At 33.3% G+C, this 19671-nt stretch carries 22 protein-coding genes and 1 tRNA gene; 2 read left to right on the plus strand and 21 right to left on the minus strand.

All coding sequences use genetic code 11. The features are described from left to right. Nucleotides 1-6: 6 nt before the first annotated feature. From HNP90_RS03340 to HNP90_RS03355, 4 genes are all read right to left on the minus strand, one after another. Nucleotides 7-702 carry a glycosyltransferase family 2 protein gene (locus HNP90_RS03340; protein WP_011976451.1) on the minus strand — a complete coding sequence of 232 codons (696 nt, stop codon included), beginning with the start codon at nucleotides 700-702 and terminating at the stop codon, nucleotides 7-9. Beyond that, nucleotides 702-2495 (minus strand): hypothetical protein, encoded by a 1794-nt coding sequence (locus HNP90_RS03345; protein WP_011976452.1) that lies wholly within the window; start codon nucleotides 2493-2495, stop codon nucleotides 702-704. The genes HNP90_RS03340 and HNP90_RS03345 overlap by 1 nt, the downstream gene beginning before the upstream one ends. A 285-nt stretch (nucleotides 2496-2780) precedes the next feature. Then, nucleotides 2781-4199, minus strand: a complete 1419-nt coding sequence (locus HNP90_RS03350; protein ID WP_011976453.1) for an NAD(P)/FAD-dependent oxidoreductase — start codon at nucleotides 4197-4199, stop codon at nucleotides 2781-2783. Between the two features lie 11 nt (nucleotides 4200-4210). Further along, nucleotides 4211-5890, minus strand: coding sequence for a hypothetical protein (locus HNP90_RS03355; RefSeq protein ID WP_309500985.1), 1680 nt, complete (start codon nucleotides 5888-5890; stop codon nucleotides 4211-4213). A gap of 356 nt (nucleotides 5891-6246) precedes the next feature. On the opposite strand from HNP90_RS03355, the gene HNP90_RS09415 reads away from it, so the two are divergent. Next, a complete protein-coding gene (locus HNP90_RS09415; RefSeq protein ID WP_258558909.1) occupies nucleotides 6247-6645 on the plus strand; it encodes an ABC transporter substrate-binding protein in 399 nt (132 codons plus the stop codon). A 19-nt stretch (nucleotides 6646-6664) separates the two neighbouring features. Then, entirely contained in the window at nucleotides 6665-6997 is a 333-nt protein-coding gene (locus tag HNP90_RS09420; RefSeq protein ID WP_258558910.1) for a type 2 periplasmic-binding domain-containing protein, read from the plus strand. Here HNP90_RS09420 and HNP90_RS03365 read toward each other — a convergent pair. The 17 genes from HNP90_RS03365 to HNP90_RS03435 all read right to left on the minus strand — a co-directional run bounded on the left by HNP90_RS03365 (nucleotide 6994) and on the right by HNP90_RS03435 (nucleotide 19659). Continuing rightward, nucleotides 6994-7461 carry a hypothetical protein gene (locus HNP90_RS03365; protein ID WP_011976455.1) on the minus strand — a complete coding sequence of 156 codons (468 nt, stop codon included), beginning with the start codon at nucleotides 7459-7461 and terminating at the stop codon, nucleotides 6994-6996. The genes HNP90_RS09420 and HNP90_RS03365 overlap by 4 nt on opposite strands. 10 nt (nucleotides 7462-7471) lie before the next feature. Beyond that, nucleotides 7472-8227, minus strand: a complete 756-nt coding sequence (locus tag HNP90_RS03370; RefSeq protein ID WP_011976456.1) for a hypothetical protein — start codon at nucleotides 8225-8227, stop codon at nucleotides 7472-7474. An 8-nt stretch (nucleotides 8228-8235) separates the two neighbouring features. Further along, nucleotides 8236-9588, minus strand: a complete 1353-nt coding sequence (locus HNP90_RS03375; RefSeq protein WP_011976457.1) for a helicase HerA domain-containing protein — start codon at nucleotides 9586-9588, stop codon at nucleotides 8236-8238. A 127-nt stretch (nucleotides 9589-9715) separates the two neighbouring features. Then, a complete protein-coding gene (locus HNP90_RS03380) occupies nucleotides 9716-10255 on the minus strand; it encodes a hypothetical protein (RefSeq protein WP_011976458.1) in 540 nt (179 codons plus the stop codon). A gap of 3 nt (nucleotides 10256-10258) precedes the next feature. Continuing rightward, a complete protein-coding gene (locus HNP90_RS09425; protein WP_258558911.1) occupies nucleotides 10259-10384 on the minus strand; it encodes a hypothetical protein in 126 nt (41 codons plus the stop codon). An 11-nt stretch (nucleotides 10385-10395) separates the two neighbouring features. After that, a complete protein-coding gene (locus HNP90_RS03385) occupies nucleotides 10396-10836 on the minus strand; it encodes a hypothetical protein (protein WP_011976459.1) in 441 nt (146 codons plus the stop codon). A 5-nt stretch (nucleotides 10837-10841) separates the two neighbouring features. After that, nucleotides 10842-11321, minus strand: coding sequence for a hypothetical protein (locus tag HNP90_RS03390; protein ID WP_011976460.1), 480 nt, complete (start codon nucleotides 11319-11321; stop codon nucleotides 10842-10844). Between the two features lie 9 nt (nucleotides 11322-11330). Further along, complete coding sequence (locus HNP90_RS03395) at nucleotides 11331-12065, minus strand: hypothetical protein (protein ID WP_011976461.1); 735 nt, start codon at nucleotides 12063-12065, stop codon at nucleotides 11331-11333. A gap of 5 nt (nucleotides 12066-12070) precedes the next feature. Next, on the minus strand, nucleotides 12071-12199 hold the full coding sequence (locus HNP90_RS09430; protein ID WP_258558912.1) for a hypothetical protein: 129 nt from the start codon (nucleotides 12197-12199) through the stop codon (nucleotides 12071-12073). Then, nucleotides 12175-12411: a hypothetical protein gene (locus HNP90_RS03400; protein WP_048060393.1), complete on the minus strand. Its 237-nt coding sequence runs from the start codon at nucleotides 12409-12411 to the stop codon at nucleotides 12175-12177. The genes HNP90_RS09430 and HNP90_RS03400 overlap by 25 nt, the downstream gene beginning before the upstream one ends. Nucleotides 12412-12426: 15 nt before the next feature. Beyond that, the gene (locus HNP90_RS03405) at nucleotides 12427-12753 is read right to left on the minus strand and encodes a hypothetical protein (RefSeq protein WP_011976462.1); all 327 of its coding nucleotides are present in this window, start codon (nucleotides 12751-12753) and stop codon (nucleotides 12427-12429) included. A gap of 26 nt (nucleotides 12754-12779) precedes the next feature. Then, entirely contained in the window at nucleotides 12780-13295 is a 516-nt protein-coding gene (locus HNP90_RS03410) for a hypothetical protein (protein ID WP_258558913.1), read from the minus strand. A 32-nt stretch (nucleotides 13296-13327) separates the two neighbouring features. Further along, nucleotides 13328-15358 carry a hypothetical protein gene (locus tag HNP90_RS03415; protein WP_011976464.1) on the minus strand — a complete coding sequence of 677 codons (2031 nt, stop codon included), beginning with the start codon at nucleotides 15356-15358 and terminating at the stop codon, nucleotides 13328-13330. Next, nucleotides 15355-17244: a PEGA domain-containing protein gene (locus HNP90_RS03420; protein WP_011976465.1), complete on the minus strand. Its 1890-nt coding sequence runs from the start codon at nucleotides 17242-17244 to the stop codon at nucleotides 15355-15357. The genes HNP90_RS03415 and HNP90_RS03420 overlap by 4 nt, the downstream gene beginning before the upstream one ends. Before the next feature lies 1 nt (nucleotide 17245). Beyond that, nucleotides 17246-17581, minus strand: a complete 336-nt coding sequence (locus tag HNP90_RS03425) for a hypothetical protein (RefSeq protein WP_011976466.1) — start codon at nucleotides 17579-17581, stop codon at nucleotides 17246-17248. A 405-nt stretch (nucleotides 17582-17986) separates the two neighbouring features. Then, a tRNA-Ser gene (locus HNP90_RS03430) sits at nucleotides 17987-18073 on the minus strand. A gap of 563 nt (nucleotides 18074-18636) precedes the next feature. Continuing rightward, nucleotides 18637-19659, minus strand: a complete 1023-nt coding sequence (locus HNP90_RS03435) for a tyrosine-type recombinase/integrase (RefSeq protein WP_011976467.1) — start codon at nucleotides 19657-19659, stop codon at nucleotides 18637-18639. Nucleotides 19660-19671 lie beyond the last annotated feature (12 nt).

Here is a 19671-nt window from a genome sequence, read left to right on the forward strand (position 1 = left end):
TATTGATTATTTTAACTTTTTCTTGAAATTCAATAGATTTATAAAATTATCATATCCGTCTTTTAATGGGTTTAACTTTTTTTCACCAAGTCTTTTCCGATATTTTATTGGAATTTCGACGAATTTGTTATTATTATGATTTGAATAAATCTTTATTTCTTGTGAAAATGGCATGCCTGCCCCCATTATACCAAAATCCATATTTTCAAGGATTTCTTTTTTAAATATCCACATTCCTGATTGTGAATCTTTAATATTTACTCCATAAATGCCATTTGCCATCAGGGTTAACATTTTATTTCCAAAATAATTTAAAACTGGCATTGAATTTTTTTCTAAATTAGCAAACCGGTTTGTATTGATAAAATCAAAATCATTTTCAGCCATTAATCTTAAAAATCTTGGAATGTCTTCAAACGGGTATGATGCATCAGCATCTCCCGTAATTAATATATCCCCTGTTGCAAAGCCCATTCCTTTTTTGTATGCATTTCCATAACCCTGATTTAACTCATCAAGTACCAATGCACCATGTTTTTCTGCAACTTGTTTAGTATTGTCTTTAGAATTATTATTTACAACTATAAGCTCAAATTCATATTCTTCAATGTTTTTAATTACTGAATTTATTAAATCTAACGTATTTCCAATTGCAATTTCTTCATTATATGCAGGAATTACTATTGAAACTTTTTCACCCATTATTCCACCCGTATTTTGTAAAGCACTGCTATTTTCTGACCGTCGACACTGTAATTCCAAACTTCTTCCAAATAAGGATCCAAATCTTCTTTCCACGGTTTAACAGGATTTCGATAATTTTCGGGAGATATCATTAATAAATCAAATTTTGAAACATCGTGTAGCGAAGGATCTACCCACCAGTCCACCCGATAATATTTTACTTCATTTTCATCCAGTTTTCGCTCGTACAATGGATTATAAAATGCAATTAATGGATCACAATGACTTAATGAATTATTTTCACTAACTCGGTAATCTAGCCCATTCCAGTTAGTATCCCAGTATAAATATTTTATATCGTATTTTTTGATCAGTTCCAATTTTTTTGAAGTATTATTCCCATAAAGTATAATCGATGCATCGATATCTCGTTCTGAAAAATCCAAATAGGGGTTATTTTGCTGTGCCCATCTGTTAACTACCAATTTTCTACCACTAATACTATTTACGGCAAAACTAAGTTCTTTTGTAGATAATATCGTGTCACTTACCTCAGTATTTTCTGAGATATATTTTTGAAGTGAGGGGTACGGTTCAGGCATTGGATTATATCCCCTTTTCATCCATGAGTTGTTTTCAACATTTGAAATAAATCCATTTGATGATAAAATTAAAAGTAATATAAAAATCGCTGAAAAACACAATTTCATTTTTGAATGGTCTTTTTTAAACATTTTAGTGTTATTTAATAAATTTAATCCATATAAGCTTATTAAAATTCCCATACACCATATATAATAGTTTGCCATATAATTGGGAACAAAATGCATGTTTAATAATGGGATAGTAATAAAATATGAAAAAGTTGCAAAGATACACCCTATTCCAAATATTCTTAAAAATTCGTTATGGGCATTTTTCCTAGCTTTATATATATGAATTAAACCAAGTAAAAATAATAAAGAAACCAGGGCAGAATATAATGAATTAACGTTGATTAAATTTTTCAAAGTTTCAAATACAAAGTTAATTTGAACATTTAAATTATTCCAGTCTCGGTTAACATTCCAAATTAATAGATCATTTACTTGACGCAATTTATAAACAAATATTGGTTTGTACCAATAGAGTAGGGACAAAGGAAATCCAAAAATGCCAAATATCCCCAAATTTTTCCAGTTTTCTTTTAAATATGATTTAATTCCATTTATTTTATTAAATTTGTATTTATCACATATTTCATAGGTCATAAATGTGGCAATAATTAATGTAGCCCCAACAAATGCCACAGTATGGGATATTGCAAGCAATCCATAAATAATCCCTAAGAACGCATAATTAACCGATTTTTTGTGTGTGAATGTTAAATAAAGCGCTAAAATAAACAATGGTATCATAATTTGTTCAGTAAACTCAGTATATTTTAATATTGGATAAATTGAGATTCCATTTGCCAAAATAACGCCAATTACTGAAAGCCATTCATTTTTAAAGATTTGTTTAAACGTTTGAAACCAAAGTATGCTTCCAAATGCAAATATTGCTAAAGAAAAATAAATCATTCCATTAAATGTATCCAAACTAAATAATTTACAAAATCCTGCACATAATATTCCGTAAAGTGGTAAATATCCGGGAATTCCTCCGTCCATGGAGGAACTTTCAAATGGATCTCCACCAGATAATATATGATTTACGGAACCCATTTGATAATAATAATCTCCGCCGTAAATGGGGGATGGAGGTGACTGAAATCCTGAAATTTCAGAGTATTGTAAAAATAATCCTAAAATAATGTATAAAATTAACATTATGTATGGTAATTTTAATTTTGAAATAATTAATCCCCCCTATTTATTTCATTTAGTTATACCATTAAGGTTTTTTTAATATAATCTTTTGTTTTTCAAACTTAGAAATATATCCCTATTTTGTATATTCCATACATAATATATGCAATACTTCCTAAAATTACGATATTGAAATAAGATATTACTCGATATAGCACGATAACAACAGAACTTTCTGTTATTCCCGTATTTTTAAGATTTAAAATAAATAATAAAACATATAGACTTTTTTTAAAGAATCCATTTCTACCATTTATCACTTTTTATTTCTTCATGGTATTCTTGATCTTGATTTACGCCCCAAATATCATACTTTTTGCCGTATGCAATGTTTCTTGCAGCCAAAAATCCCGTATATATCGAATGATCCATGTTGTTGTATTTGAACATCCCTGCTCTTCCAATCAACTGAAGATTTTCAAAAGCATTTAAATAGTCTATTACGATATTTAAATTGTTTTTATACCCTTCATCGTAAACAGGGTATGCTTTAGGGACTCTTACGACTTTTGCATCCGTTATTTTAAAGTTATCCGGTATTAAATCTATTTTTTTTATTTCTTCTTCAGCTTTTTTTATTATTTCATTATCTGGCAGGACCCACAATTCGTCGTTTTCACTACAGAAGAATTCTGCACCAATTGATGAACAATTTGAATTCTTTACAAGATGTGGGGACCAATTATTAAATATTTGAACTCTTCCAAGCTTTACTTCAGGTTCATGGATGTATATCCACGTATCTTTTAAATCAACTAGATTATCAAACACTAGATTAACGATTATAAAACTTCGGAATTTTAAGTTAGTAATTGCATCTAAAACTTCGTTGGGAGGATTTAAAAGTCTTACCATATCATCTATAGGTATACTGGATATTAATTCATCAATTTCAAATTCATTATCATTATTATCTACAATACTTACAATTTTATTTTCTTTAGTCGTTATAGCCGAGATATATGAATTGTAGGCTATTTTTACATCTTTTTCAGTCAGTGTTTTTGCAAGTTCTGAATACATCTGGCCTGGACCGTATTTAGGATATAAAAATTCATCGATAAGTGTTTTTATTACCTCGTTTTTGTCCCCCAATAGTTCTCTCTTGATAATTGCACCAATTGATAAGCCTTTAATTCTTTGAGATGCCCATTCTGCCTGTATCTTATCACAAGGGGTCGCCCAAACTTTTTCAGTATATGTTTTAAAAAAGATACTATAGAGCCGATATCCGAATCTATTCGATACCCAATCTTCAAAGCTTATTTCCTTTCTTTTTAACATTTGGGATTTCATAAATGACATAAATATTAAAAAATCTTCTTTTAATCCGAGCTTACTAACTGCATCAAACACTTTAACCGGATAATTAAAAAATTTTTTATTATAATAGATTCTTGACAGTCGAGGTCTTAAAATAAATTCATCCTTTAAAATATCATTCCACATGTTAGAAACATCTTCTATCTTTGTAAAAAACCGATGTCCCCCTAAATCAAAGTAATAGCCATTATTTAGTGCTGTTTTGCTTATGCCTCCAACTTCAGACGATTTTTCAAATATTACAACATTGTACTCATTTTCGAAGTTATCTGAAATTTTAGCTAATTCGTAAGCAGAACTAAGTCCTGCGGGTCCCGCTCCCAATATTGCTATATTTTTCAAAGTTTCACCGATTACTCAATATTTAGTTTATATAATATCGCAACTTTTTGTCCATCCGAACTATAATTCCAAACTTCTTCTAAATACGGATCCAAATCTGTTGTCCACGGTTTAATTGAATTTCGATAATTTTCGGGAGATATCATCAATAAGTCTAAAGTCTGAGCGTTTCTTTGATATATATCCACCCACCAGGTTTTTTCAGTATATTTTATGCCGTATTCTTCAAGCTGTTTTTTGTATTTTTCCTTGTAAAATGCGATTAATGGATCTTTTGGTGTTTCTGACCCGTTTACGAACTGATATTCCGTGCTATTCCAACGATAATCCCAATAAATATATTTTACATTATATTTTTCAATTAATTCCAATTTTTTTTCAGTATTATTTCCATAAAGAATAATTGCAGCATCGATATCCCGTTCTGATAAATCTAAGTATGGATCGTTCTGTTGTGCCCAATGATTTACAAGCAACTTTCTACCACTAGTTCCAATTATAAAATAACTTAATCCTTTTGTAGACAAAATTGTATCTTCTGAAGATGTATTTTCTAAAAGATAATTATATAATGATATTTGGGAATTTGGGAATGGATTTTTCCCTGCAACTGACCAATCATCCATATTTGATACAAAAATATTGGATGTAAGGACCATAAGTAAAATAAATAGTGACGTAAACCCTAAGTTCATTCTTAAATGGTGATTCTTAATTATTTTGGTATTTTTTAAACTATTTAACCCATAAATGCATATCATGGAACATAATGTAACCAGATAGAATTTCGACATATAATTTGGAAAAAAATGCATGTTTAATAATGGAATAGTAATAAAATATGAAAAAGTTGCAAAAATACAGCCTATTCCAAAAATTTTTAAAAATTTGCATTGACTATTCGTTCTGGTTTTATACATCTGAACTAAACCATTAATAAGGAATACTGAAACCAGAGCAGAATATAACGAATCAACATTAATCAAACTCCTTAATACATCAAATATAAACTCAATTTGGACATCGGAGTTATACCAGTTTAGGCTAACACCCCAAATCATAAAATTATTTACTTGATGTAATTTATAAACAAATAATGGTCTGTACCAGTAGAGTATGGATATGGGTAGCCCAAATATAAAAAATACTCCAAAATTTTTCAAATTTTCCTTAAAATATTCTCTAAGACCATTTATTTTATCCGAACTATATTTTTTACATATTTCATAGATTAAAAATGTTGCAATAATTAATGTGGCACCAACAAACGCTATATTGTGGGATATTGCAAGTAATCCATAGATTAATCCTAAAAATGCATAATTGAATGATTTTTTGGATGTGAATACTAAATAAATGGCCAGTATGAATAACGGAATCATAATTTGAATGGTAAACTCAGTATATTTTAGTATTGGATACATTGAGATTCCATTTGTTAAAACAACGCCTATTACTGAAGTCCATTCGTCTTTAAAGATCCTTTTAAATGTGTAATACCATATAAAGCTTCCAAATGCAAATATTGTCAAAGAAAAATAAATCATTCCATTAAATGCATCTAAACTACATAATTTACAAAACCCTGCACATAGTATCCCGTAAAGTGCTAAATATCCCGGAAGTCCCCCTACCATTGAAGAACTTTCAAATGGATTTCCACCCGATAATATATGGTTTACCGAACCCATTTGATAGTACTGATCTCCATTTAATGGCCCAAAAAAAGACTGGATCTCAGAAACTTCGATATATTGTAAAAATAATCCCAAACAGATGTAAAGAATTAGCATTAAGTATGGTAATTTTAATTTTGAAATAATTAATCCCCTCGTATTTATTTCATTTAGTGAACAATTTAAGGTTTTTTTATAATATAATCGTTTGTTTTTATTACGCACAAAATTTATCCAAATATATTTAACATTTTGTCCTCTGTTAATCCATATATTAATATATCTATCCAATTCATTTAGAAAATTAGATCAATATATAATATATATCAAAATCTTGATTAATTCAAAAAATCAGGCAATGGAGAAATAGAATGTTTAATCCTAAAATTCTAATAATTTCAACGATATTTTTAATAGTTTTTTCAGGTTGTACTGAAGATAATACTGGGGCCAACAATCAGGTTTTAACTGTTGGGGTTTGTACTGATCTAGCACCAACTTCATATATTGAAGATGGGGAATTTAAAGGCTTTGAAGTAGAGTTAATATATGAAATTTCAAAAAGACTCGATTTACAACCTGAATTTATAGTATATTCATTTTCAGGATTACTCGACGCAGTTTCCGAGGGCGAAGTTGATTGCGGAATAGGATATATTGGAAAAACACCGGAAAGACAGTTAAAAATGGATTTTTCAAGGCCCTATGGATATACTTATTCTACAATACTAGTCAGATCGGATAGTACGTGTTGGAATAAAATGCCTTGAAAATAAATCAGTTGGTGTTTTGAAAGATTCAATAGAAGAATACTGGTTAGAATCGCTTTTAAAATCTATGGATTTTAAAATTATAATCTACGAAAACCAAAATGATATCAATAACGATTTGTTATCTGGTAAAATCGATTCGGAAGTGACTGATCATATTACTTCTCTTTATCTAATTCAGGACTATGATACTGAACTAAAAATTGTAGGGGATAAATTTGACATTATCTACGTTGCAATTGCAATTGATAATGCTAATCCAGAATTGAAAAGATCTATTGACGATGCACTTCTAGAAATGGAAAATGACGGTTCTTTAGTTCAATTGAAAGAAAAATGGGGTATTAATTAAATATTCCCTTTCAAAGTTTCTTTTAAAAATATTATATTCTGTCCTATCTTTTTTGAAGTTCTTTTAACTTCTTTTTGATATGAAACAGAATGGATTTCTTTTAAATCTTCTAAAATATCAATAATGGTTTTATTTACTACACTTTCAAGATAAACGGACTTTTTTCGTCCTGCAGTTTTTGGAGTCACTTCGTCAAATTCTTCTTCATTAGTTTCAGGCCCGGCTTTAGATCTTCCAATTGGAATGTCATAAATTGGTTTAGTATCTGAAGAATTTTCTTTTTCTTCAGTAATTTCGGGTTTGGAAACTACAAAATCCCCGTCAGTCTCTTTTTCAGGTTTTTCTTCTTTTTCAACATTAAGTTCTTTAGTATTTTCGGGCCCCACTTTTCTAGGAACTTCATCAATATTTTCTTCAGCATCTTGATGTGAAAGATCAAGATCCGCTTCAGGTTTTTCAGACAAAAAATCACCCTCACATCATTTCATTTTTCATCTTGGTAATGGCATTATCAAATGAAAATTCCCCACCTTCAAAGCTTTTTTCTTTTGTGCTCTTTCTGCTGCTTTCCTTTTCACTTCCTTTATACATTTTCATCGTAGGATTGATGTATAATGCAGCTTCAACAAGGTTTGGAATATCTTGAGACAATAAATTTTCACACATAATTTCATATGCTTCAGCACGTTTCCTTTCAGTAATCCAAGCTACTCTTTGTCTTGGATCATCGTCTTCTAGGGGAACTGCATATTTTACAAAATTTGCATATTTATCATCCCTGAAGTGATCAACAAAAAATATTATAATGTCTTCAGAAATATCAACGCAAGACTTAGGGGCATAAACAACTGCATAATGTCTTTTATAATTAAAAAGAGTCGATTTGATAGTAATTATTAAATCTTCAAGCCAGTCTGTGGCTTTATTTTTATATAATATTTTATAAGTTCCTTCGTCAGGAATTACTGCATGTGGATAACCGAATAATTTCGCACCGGATCCATTATGCCAAATTAAAAGTTTTTGTCTGGATAAATAGGGAGCAAGTGAATCGTATGCTTCCCTTTCAGCGTTGTACTCTTCTTTTTTCTTTTTTACTTTTTCAATAACGTTGAATGTTCCTGGAGTTTCTTTTTCAGGATCATCAATATTTTCTTCAGTATTTTCAGATCTTTCACTTCCAGGATCTGATTTTTTCTTTTTAAATCCAAGATTCTCTAAAATACCCAAAATCTCACCTACAGACTCTGTGGTTGCCTGTATTCAATATGTTCTGTGAAATCTTTATTATATGAAAAATAGCCCCTAAATCGAAGTTTTCTTTTCATGTTTTCCCATTCTGAAAGACTTCCAGGTTCATCAAAATCGACAACATCTTTAAAATCAGGAATTAATTTTTCAAGAGTTTTTGTGTCAGTGTTCGATGCTAATTTTCCCATTATTCCAATATGACTCGAACCAATCAAGATATCTTTTGGGAGATTATCGGTGTATTGTGTCGCACAGATCAAATTGATACATAAAGAACGTCCTTCTCTTAAAATTTTATCAATTGCCCATTTTCCATTTTTATCTTTCATAAAGTTTTGAACTTCATCCACTACGAAAAATACTGGAATTCTGTATTTTATTGCAACGTTTATTGCATGTTGAACGACTAATTTAAAAATTAAACATTCTTCATAAGTTTCTAGTTCGGAATTTTGCGAAAAATCGAGAATATTGATTTTTTTATTTGTAAGTTTTGTTAAAAAAGAATTATCTATATCGCCTGTAAACAGTACATCCGTTTTTAAACGATTCATTGTTTCGTCAATTCTTAAATAAGTCTGAGATGGTCCTGAATTTGATGTTTCAGAACTTCCTGCAATTAATAATACCTCTTTTGGATCCCGAATTTTTGAAATATCCCATATATTTTTTAAAATTGCAGAATATCTGGTCTGTTCACCTAAATTATTCATATCTGCAATTATTTCAAATGCCAGATCAGGATAAGCAAGTTTTGAATTAATCGCTTCAGTTAAAGGGCCGTTATCAAAAGCGATATTTTCAATCTCCCTCCTAGGTCTGAACACAAAGCGTCTCGCAGGATATGCTGCAGGACTTAAACCATGTCGTCCAAGAAGTGATTTAGTTTCGTCACTTTCCATTTTTGTGTATTTTCCGAGAATATTTGGAAAACCTATGGCAAAATCACCCATTAAACCATATTTAAGCTCTTTATCCTTTTCAATTTCTTTAACATAATGTTCAAGATAGTTCCAGATTCCTTCACCATATTTACGATGTGCCTTAGCTGAACTGAGGTATTCAGACTCTTCATGGTAAATTTCAATCACTTTCTTAGGTTTTGAGGTGTCAACTTTCCTTTCAATTACAATAATTATTGGTGGAATTCCTGCATCTGAATATGAACTATAAATTTCTTCTATCATTCCACGCATTATCGTGGTTTTTCCGTAACCGGACTTTCCTAAAAGCGTAATATGGTTTGCTTCATCGTTTTTAAGGTCTAAAGTTCTTTTAGTTCTTTCTCCAAATTTTTTTGTGGGATCTGCCCGTCCAATGCCTAAATTAATACGTACCATTTTAGACCTCCTATATCTTAAAATGCCAAAATCCCGGGGTTTGGGTACTGGCAGATACTTCTGTTACTGGCGGTACTAGTGGTACCTGACAATAAAAAAAACTAAAAAAATGGGTACCAGTCATAAATTAAATTCCAAAATCGAATTGTTTTTTCTTCCATCTGAGCACTAAAAATAACACTAAACATACTACTACTCCGACTAAAACACCAAGTTTAAAGTTATTTACAGTTTTTACCGCATTATTGTATGCTTCTGTGCTGATGTCCTTAGTATCATTACTTTGTTTAGTTATCAGGTCTGTTATCATGTCCTGATAGCCTTCATTTTGAGTTTCTAAAATTTCTTTTTCAGCTTCTAACAGTTTGATTTTTGATTTCAGAGTTGTAATGTTTTCTTTTAGTTCAACGTTCTCAGCTTTAGCCACGATATAACTTGAAAGCTGTTTATCTTTTTTACTGAGTTCTTCATTTAGTGCAGTAATGTTTTGTTTTAATTCATGGATCAGTGCATTCTGACCTGAAACCATGTTTCCATCATACACGATCAACGTTGAATAATTCAGATCATCATAATCTGTCAAAACATAAACTGTTTCATTGTCACTATTTGCATACACTCCTGGAAGCAAACAAAAGATCATAATTAAAAACAGTTTTTTCTGCATTGGTTATAACCCTAAGAATCCAGTCAGTGCAGAAATGTTCACTGTTAGATATCCAATATATTCCAAAGCTCCAGCAAGTAAAAGACTTACAGAAAATGCTACATAACATCCTTTTGAGAATTCATCCATAAAATCACCTTTTAAAATAATCCTTCCATATCAACATAGCCCTTTTCACGATTCACAGAGATGTAACCCATGAATCGACCAGTTGAGCCAATGTCTCCAAAATAGAATTTAAATTTCCAGTAGTTTTCAGACTCTTCAATTGATTTGGGTTCGACTCTAATCATCAGGCCCTTTGATTCTAATGAAGTGCCATATTCTTTGTCAATGTAATCTTTAGCAAGATAATATGCTTCTACCCCACCGAGTTCATACATTTTAGGTGGATTAGTTAATTCTGATTTTGAACCGTCTTTATAATACACGGTTTCATTGCAAATGATGTATCCTGATGAAGGATAACCAAATTTCAATAATTTTAACTGAATAATCTCTTCATCTGATTTGGATGAGTTCAAGATCTGAAAGACAAGCAAAAAAATAATTAAAAATGTGAAGAAAATTATTTTCTTCATTTCAATCACCCTGTGATTCCAGGGATAGGTGGTATTATAGCAATATTGTGGCCAAGTGTCGCAGCAGTTGCACCGATCCACAAGAATAATAGTAATTCATCATCTCCAGTTTCTGGAGCTAAGATATATACTGCACATATTCCTGCAGCAACCAGTGCAGGTGCTGCAAGTGAACCTAATGACAAACTAATTGTTCCAAGTATTCCGTAAAGAACCGCAACAAATGCGATTACTCCAATAACAACTGATTTTAACAGGTGGTTTGATGTGTTTTGTGGAATTAATTTATTATACATTCCTGAAACATCTGCTAATTTATCGAGACCTTCAATCAATAGGATTACTGCAAAAGGGATGGAAGAAAGGGAAGTTGCAATTTCTGAAATTGTAACTACCTGAGTTCCAGTCCACCAAAGAAGTAATCCCACGACAGCTGAAGCACCGACAGCTTTTGGAAGCCAGACATCAAGTGAGAAATTGGCCATCAAATCACCTTACTCAGCAGCAACTGTGATATTGATCCATTCAGCTCCTTCAGTAGGGAGTCTTGATGTGTTTTCGTCACATGTAATTTCTAAGTAGTAGTAAAGATCTGTTTCAGCAGCATCTGCAGTGAACTCGAAAGTTCCTGGAAGATCTAAAGCAGTTGAATTTACAGTATTTGTGAATGTTGTGTTATCGTATGAAGTGAATAAAACAACATCAGCAGTTTTGTTTTCTTCTGAAGCAGAAAGAGAGAATAAAACAACACTTGTGGTGCTGTTAAAATCGGGTACTGCAGTAAATGATAAAGCAGTTTCTTCAGTTTCTTCAGTTGAATTTTCAACAGTAATTTCTACAGTTTCATAGGATCCTGCATCTGTAGGTAATCTGTAAGTTTTGTCACTGTATGAAATAACAGCGTAGTAATAAAGGTTTTCTTCTCCATCTTCAGGAGTTACTTCAACATCAATAGGAAATGCCACATCTTCAAAGGTATTTGTTTTAGTAAATGTTAATTCATCGTATGAAACATACAGTTCAAGCGAATCTGCAGTTATATTTTCTTTTGAAGCGTTAAATGTAATTAAAACATCACCAGTTTCATTGTCAAATGCTGCATCTGAGGAAAATGTTGTTCCAGTTGGAATAATAATTCCTGCAGATTCTCCTTGATCTAAATAGTACCAAGCTCCTGCAGCAACAAGGATCACTGCAACAGCAAGGCCAATCCATATGTTATTTTTCAAAAGTATCACCGTTTAGATTTTTTAGTTGATTTTTTCTTCATTTCACTTCTATTCTTTTGAATAACGTTTCCTTTACCATCCACGTAAACAAAAGAGCCTTTTTTTCGTTTTACCTTACCAATAATTTCTGCCATTCGATACCTCCTAAAATAGAAGTGATCTTTTCAATGATTCCTGAAAAGTCAAAGTTTGAAAGATCCTGGAATCCAAAATAAGATAATATAAAAACAACTGCGGTGGCAAGGATTATTGCCTTAATATTTTTAATTAAAACAGCTACAAGCATGATCAAAACAATCTGAATCCAGTAGGATTGAATAATTGGAATTATTGATTCAAAGTTCACATAACCTCACCACCACTATCTTTTACTTGCATTCGCTGCAGATACAACGATTGCACCAAGACAGACACCAAGCATAATCCTTGAACACTCCAGGAATATCTGGGAAACATCTTGATAATAATAGAGTAAAACAAGTACAATTAAAACAAAAGAAGCGAGTAAATCGCCTAAATCCCATTTATCAGAACCTATTTTCCACACACATATTAACACAATAAGTGTTAGAATAATCCAGGAAACAAGGCCAGGTAATCCTAAGACCTGACCTACAACTTCTACCTGCTCTTTTAGAACCATCGATAGCACAAAACTCATTACAACTAAAATTAACTGATTAATCATAATTTACACCTACATTTTAAACCACCTTACAGCCCAAAGCCTGTGAAACTTGGAATTATTGATAAATAAGAACCCCATGTTGCAATTGATGCCCCTACAAACAGGTACAGAAGGAATTTTTCCTTTCCAGTGTTTGGAGCAAGGAGATACAATGCAAAGATTGCTGCAACAACAACGCTTGAAGCACCTGCTGAACCAATTGAAAGAGTAATTGAACCCGACAAGGCCCAGAGAGTTACAAAGAACATACAAACTACTGTTATAACAGTTAAGCCAACAGCAACGATTCCAGAATAGTTTTTAAAAAGAGGTGTGTAGACAACTTTGTTCATGTCCACTATCGTATCTAATAGTTCCGCCATCAAGTAGAACACAAAAGGAACTGCTGCAAGACCCCGAACAACATCAGAACCCATAACAGAATTATTCATTACATACCACATTAGTGCAGCAAAACCAACACCACAACCAACCATTTTCAAAGAAAAAATAAGCCAAGGTGGCAATGATTTAGAGCCAGAGCTATTTGAGTTTGAAGCCAAAAAAATCACCTAAAAAAAGTTTTAAAGAATTGTTATAGTATTTTAGTGACAATTATTGCACCAGAGACCAAGACTCCAAGTAAAACGATAATTAAAACAGTGTCTGGAACGTCACCAATGCCAAAACCAGACTTAAACTGATCCCACCATTCAGAAATAGTGGATCCTGCAGTAAACCAGAGTGAAGGTTCATATTCAGCTGCAAGACTTTCAAGTTTTTCAGCATTTTCAGCTAGGGCGTCTCCCTGATCATCAAGTCCTAAATTATATTTTTCTGCAGCTTCACTCCAATAGTCCCCTGCAGGTTCATAGATATCCCCTGCAAGATAAGTGTAAACTTTTATTTCTTCAGGATCATCTGTATTTTTGGCCTTTTCATAGTATTCAAAGGCTTTTTCATAATCTTCTAAAGCATTTGAAATTGCATTACTTGCTTTTTGATCATCTTCGTATTTTTCAGCTTCTATTTCTGCAACATACTGTTTTTCTTTTAAACTGTTTTCAGAAATTTCAATGATTTCTGTAATTCTTTCAGTATCTGAATCAGAAATTGAACCATCTGATAACAATTCAAGAATTTCTTCTTTGAATTCTTCAGAAAGTGAATATTTCACGTTATCGATTACAGAAATCCTTGGCTGAATAATACACCACACTGGAAGTGCTGCGTCAATATCGTCATCAACATCTGCAATTACTAAAAAGTAGGTTTCAAATGCTTCAGTACTGTCAGTTTTTAAGTAATTAAGCGAAGTTGTAACCCCGTTATGAACTGACATGTCGTGGAAGTTTCCAGGAGTTTCTGATGCAATTGTTGCTACCAGATCATCTCTCAGTTTCAAGACCATGGCTCGATAATCATCTTCAATAGTTACTTCAACAGGCTCTAAGTTGTCGGGCTGACCAACAAGGATAAATTTATACTGTGCTGATGAATTGTAGCAATGTACTGGACTTGCCCAAACTCGACCAATTACGTTTGAAGTTGCTCCATTTGCATATGAAGAGTAAGCAATTGGCGTCACTTCGTTTACGAATGTTGTTGGAAGAGATCCATCGGCCCCATCAACATAGTAAGCACCGTTATGGATCATATCCCATGCTTCAAGAGTGGTAAGTTTTGTATCTATTGTAATTGTTTTATCGTATTCTTCCCAGGTTTCCCACATTTCAAGACCATAATCTTCATTATATCTCCATCCAGATTCTTCTTTGTAAAGTTTAGCATATCCATCAATTTCAACGACAAGTTCAAACTGTTTGACTTCTGCATTTAGTAACTCCTGAAGAATTTCTCTATCTGGGGCATTTGTTACTTGCGATTTTGCCTTTCCAATGTATGGATCAGGTGCTTTCATTGTGAAATTTAAAATATATTCTTCAATTGCATCAGGATAATCTTCACAATTTTCTTGAAGTTTTATATCGTCTGAATACGTTTTTTCATTCCATTTAACGCCATCAGAATCTACAAGGTAGATTTTTACACTTTCAATTTTTACATAAGAACTTTCTGAGCCAGTTAATGCTTCATCAAACTTTAATTGAACTGGAAAAGCTGAAAAACCATATATTTTGTCAGGCCCCTTCATTGAAACTGAAACATCTGACAGGGTTCCTGTAGTTTTAAATAAATATGTTCCAATTCCAGATTCTAATTTATCTTTAATTTCTGCAATATCTTGTGCTGCAGATTCTTCTGAATATTGCCTGTATCCTGCAAGTTCTTCGTAAATATACGAATTATTAATGTATTCTGAATCTGTCACATTAGTCTTTGCAGCTCCGGTGACTGCTGCAGATTCTTCAACATCTTTTCCTGTGGCCCATCTGTAAGCATAGTCCACACCGGCTGCACCAATACATGCAACACCAGCCGCAACAAGAACTGGAGCTCCAGCAGTTACTGCAAGTGCACCAACAGCAAGGCCACCAATTCCAAGAGCTCCAACATCATCCCATCCTGCATTTACTTCAGTACCTAAAACAGAAAAAGCACTTGCTGAAGGGAGTGAAGCAATTAAAAAAATGCAGAAAATAGAAAATAGTTTTGATTTCATCATTTTTTCAGCCTCAATGCTGCAAATGTTCCTGCAATTAAAAGAACTGCAGCAGCTAAAAGAATTAGTGTAGTGTTACCTCCAGGAACTGAAGCCAGGAAAAGTGAACTACTGGGTATTGTTAAAACAACATTTCCAAAATAAATCGGATCTGTTTTATCAGGATCAAATATTTCTAAAGTTAATTGGTAGTTTTCAAGATCAAGCTCTTCTGGAACTTCAAAAGAAATGTCAACTGTTTTGTCAACCGTTTTTGGAGCTATTGAAAACGTTTTAGCAATTGATTCGTTAAAAAACGGACACGTTAACTCCGAAGTATAATATTTTACATTTGAAGTAGGGTTTGAAATCTTAAACTGCACTGTTGCGACACTTCCTGGATTTGCAGTGATTTCTTCAGTAATCAAAGTTACTGGTTCAATGATCTCGATTGAATAATAGGTTTTTACAGTTCCTGTTTTTGCAGTTAATTCAAGTGTGTAATCTCCTGCATCATCAATTGGAACTTCAAACGTGTAATCACAGTATTCTAAAAGATTAGAACTTGAACTCCACTGTTCAACATCTTCAGAATCATAAAGAACCATTAAAACTGAATAAGCAGTTCCAGACTGGTCTGTTAATGTAATATCATTTATTCCGATTCCAAAAGTTTCAGGCATTTCAAGTAAAAATGGAAGTTCTAAAACTTCATAATTAATCGTTTCAAGGTTTGTGTAAGCCGTACCTTCGATATCAACAGCATCTAATTCTACTGTAAACGTCTTTTCTCCCCAGGATGCCGGAGTTTTAAACTCGATTTCAATATTTTGAATGCTTGTTACATCACCTAATATGTAATATCCATCGGATCCTTTTGGCAATTCTTGAGTCTGATAATAAACTTTGCTTACTTCAACTCCTGAAACCCTCAATTTTGTTGCATAAGCTTCCTTTAATGGAGTTATATCCATAGATAATGTTCCAACGGAATTTGGATACAAATTCCCAGAAAATTCATTTGAAACTTGGAATATTGCGGTTTTTGGAGCAAGTGAAACAAATAACTCCGTTTCATTCTCAATATTTACGTTGATAGATTCGTACGCGTCCCAGTACCCTTCTTTCACTAGTTTTAAATTATATTCCCCTACCGGAATATCGATTTGTAAAAGTCCGCCGTTATCGGTTGTACCTAGTAATATATCCCCGTCATAGACTGCTGTTTCTGGTTCAGTATTGATCGATACAGTCCCCCGGTCGGGAGGTTCTATTAATGTAGTAACTAATGTATCATCATAATCTACATAATCAAAGATTGTTACAGAATAAAACCCGTAACCTTGGTATCCTAAACACGCTACCCTATGGTCATAGGTTCCAGAAACCGCCCTTGAAGTAAATTGACCAGAAGCCGCACTTTTTCCCTCAGCATGGGCTAAAGACTCAGAATTAAAGTAAATACATGATTCGGACCCATAATAATCTGCTCCAGTATATGCCACTGCATAAATATACGCATATTGTGCGTTTTCAACATATCCTGTACGTGTCGTAGTTGATGTTGAATAATATGTTGTAACTGGTACTAGTTGATCTTCGATATATACTGTATATTCTCCAGAAAACGCCAATGTTCTAACATTATATGCTAAAGCCGTACAAAATCGTGCTAAATCTTTTTCCGAAGAAAAATATATTTTATTATCTCCATACCCGACAACGACCGGAACATAAGCACTCCACGAAGTGGTGTTTAATGCTGAGAGTAATAATTCATCAGTATATTGACTATTCAGTTCTACGTAATAGTCGCTCGTTTGATCACTAGACAATATACTTGTTGTACCTGCGTTTACTGTTGAAACGCACAACAAAACTAACAAAAAAAGAATAGAACGTTTTATCAAGTTAACCACCCACCAAAACGGTGTTTAATGCACTCTGTAAAATAATGTAATCTTTCAGGTGGTTTCGATCTCGTTTTAACTTGATAATCGAATTAAAAAAGTCTTTTTTTTGAATTTCAGATAAATTCAAATCTTTTGAAATTTTTCCTGCATTCATTTTCAAACTCTGAATGTTTGAGCATTTCGCTTGATCTTTAACAAAACTGGTCTGTAAAACACTACAATTTTTGTTACTCGTATGAACATTGACAGCTTTGACTTCAGATTTGTGATAATCCTTTTCAAAATGTTCAACAGGCTTTAAACAATACGGACAGATTTTAATCAAAATAATCACCTTGAAAAGAGGGGGAAATGGGAGTATTTAAAAAAAATCGATAGAGTTATCACGGGGGGCGTATCTTATTTTTCAACGATTGATATATCTCAAAATAAGAATTAAAAAAATTTACTCTACCTAATTAAATAAAAGAGCTTATATTATTTATAAATTGGTAAAAAACGGATAATCTGTCGAGTAACTATTATGTTTTGTAAGCCTAAGGTGCCGGACTCAGTCCGACACCTTAAAAATTAAAAGAAGCCCGTAGAATCGAGATAGCATGGTGTATTAAAAAAATCCGGCACCCTACCTGTGGTAAAAATGAGGTCCTTCTCGCGGAAAATCGTTTAAATTTGCTGAAAACAGTGAAGAGATAACAATACTAAAAAAAGCCACAACGTTTGAACGTGAAATTAAAAACGCAGAGGGAGGGATTTGAACCCCCGCTCCCCAGTGGAGAACCGGATTTCAAGTCCGGCGCCTTTGGCCAAGCTCAACCACCTCTGCTCGCACTTGTACTTAAGCGATTCAGCTATATATACTTTTCTATTATTCCGAGTGCGCGGTACCGTAAAATTTGTGCGCAAACCATATTAAACGCGATAGCTACAACGTCCTAAAAACGGCTACACAATGCGCTGTAACACAGTATCAATGTTAACGTACTGTGGTATGACTTGATATCCGGTTCTCCACTAAAGACCGGCGGTTCAAATCCCTCCCTCTGCGCTTTCCAAACACGTGTCCAAGTTATGACTCAAATGTTGTCCAATCGGGTGTACCCAGTTTATAACCAGAATCGAAACACAATACTGGTTGCAAAACACGTGGAAAAAAATGGTAATTTATTGCGGTACAGTTATTCCGAATAACCGAAAACATCGTCCACTTTAAATCACGTAAAAAATCGATTATATCGTTGTAACACCGTATTTAAGCTATCGTCTAGATGTGGGTGAAATAAAAAAGTCCGGCGCTTTAGCAACCCCTACCGCATCTTTTTTTGCAAAGGATGCGATAAATCTCACCGGACCACTTTTGGCCGATGCGCTCGGATACCACGGGACTGCTTACAAAATCTTTGAAATCTGGTCAAGCATTTTGTTTTTTCGCTCGGTTGAATGTGAGTAAATGAGGGTGGTTTCGATTGAGGCATGACCCAAATACTCTTTTACAACGTCGATTGAAACACCTTTATTGAGCAAATCAACCGCACGGCCGTGGCGTAATGAGTGAATAACCAGCCACTGGTTTTTGGGGACTGTTCCATCCTTTTTCAATTCCTTCACAATATTTCGGAACCGAGCTGAAAGAGTGTATTTGTTCAACTTGGCACCATTAGCTGACTTGAACAGGTGATCTTCAGGTGAATTATCCGGGTCGTGCTGTAGAAAATAGTTTAGGAGTTTCAGTGTCTCTTTGGAACACACAACTGTCCGATCTTGTTTGGTTTTCGTGTGTGTTAGTTTGAACACACCCTTGTTTAAGTCTGACGCTGAATATGTCAGATTGCACGCTTCAGACACTCGACAGCCAGTATCCCACAGGAGTCGGATAAATGTTGCATCACGAATTTTTGTACCACTGTTCGATTTCAGCAGCTTAACTAATACTTGGTTTAATGTATCTTCATCTATTGCATCGTAATGCTTGATATCAAACCGTGAAAACCTTTTTCGTTCTTTACTTTCAACTACAAAGTCGCTGAAGTTTTTGAATTTCATCAGCCGATAAAACACTTTGAGCAGCTTGAAGTATTTGTTCACTGTGTTATCGCTGCAGTTTCGCTCTCGTTTGACGTATGTGAAAAAAGCCATGTAATCTCGGTTAGTTAGAGTTTCGGGTGTTTTATTCAGTGTGTAATATATGTATCGCAAGAATACTCTGATTCGGTCGTTATCGTTGGATATTGTAGCTTCTTTTATATTGTCAAATCGTCTCTGTTCGCTGAATTCATCAACTAACTTATCGATTTCGAGTTTTTTAGTGTCGTTTGGTGCAGTGTGCTCTTTGGAATCTTTTTTGAGCAATATCATGTCAGTTATATCGTCCATTATATCACCGTAGTGAGTTTTTGGAAACTTGACCGTCATATGTGGTAAGTT

The sequence above is a fragment of the Methanococcus maripaludis genome (genome assembly GCF_013760955.1).
GTDB classification, from domain to species: domain Archaea; phylum AGJL01; class Methanococci; order Methanococcales; family Methanococcaceae; genus Methanococcus; species Methanococcus maripaludis_A.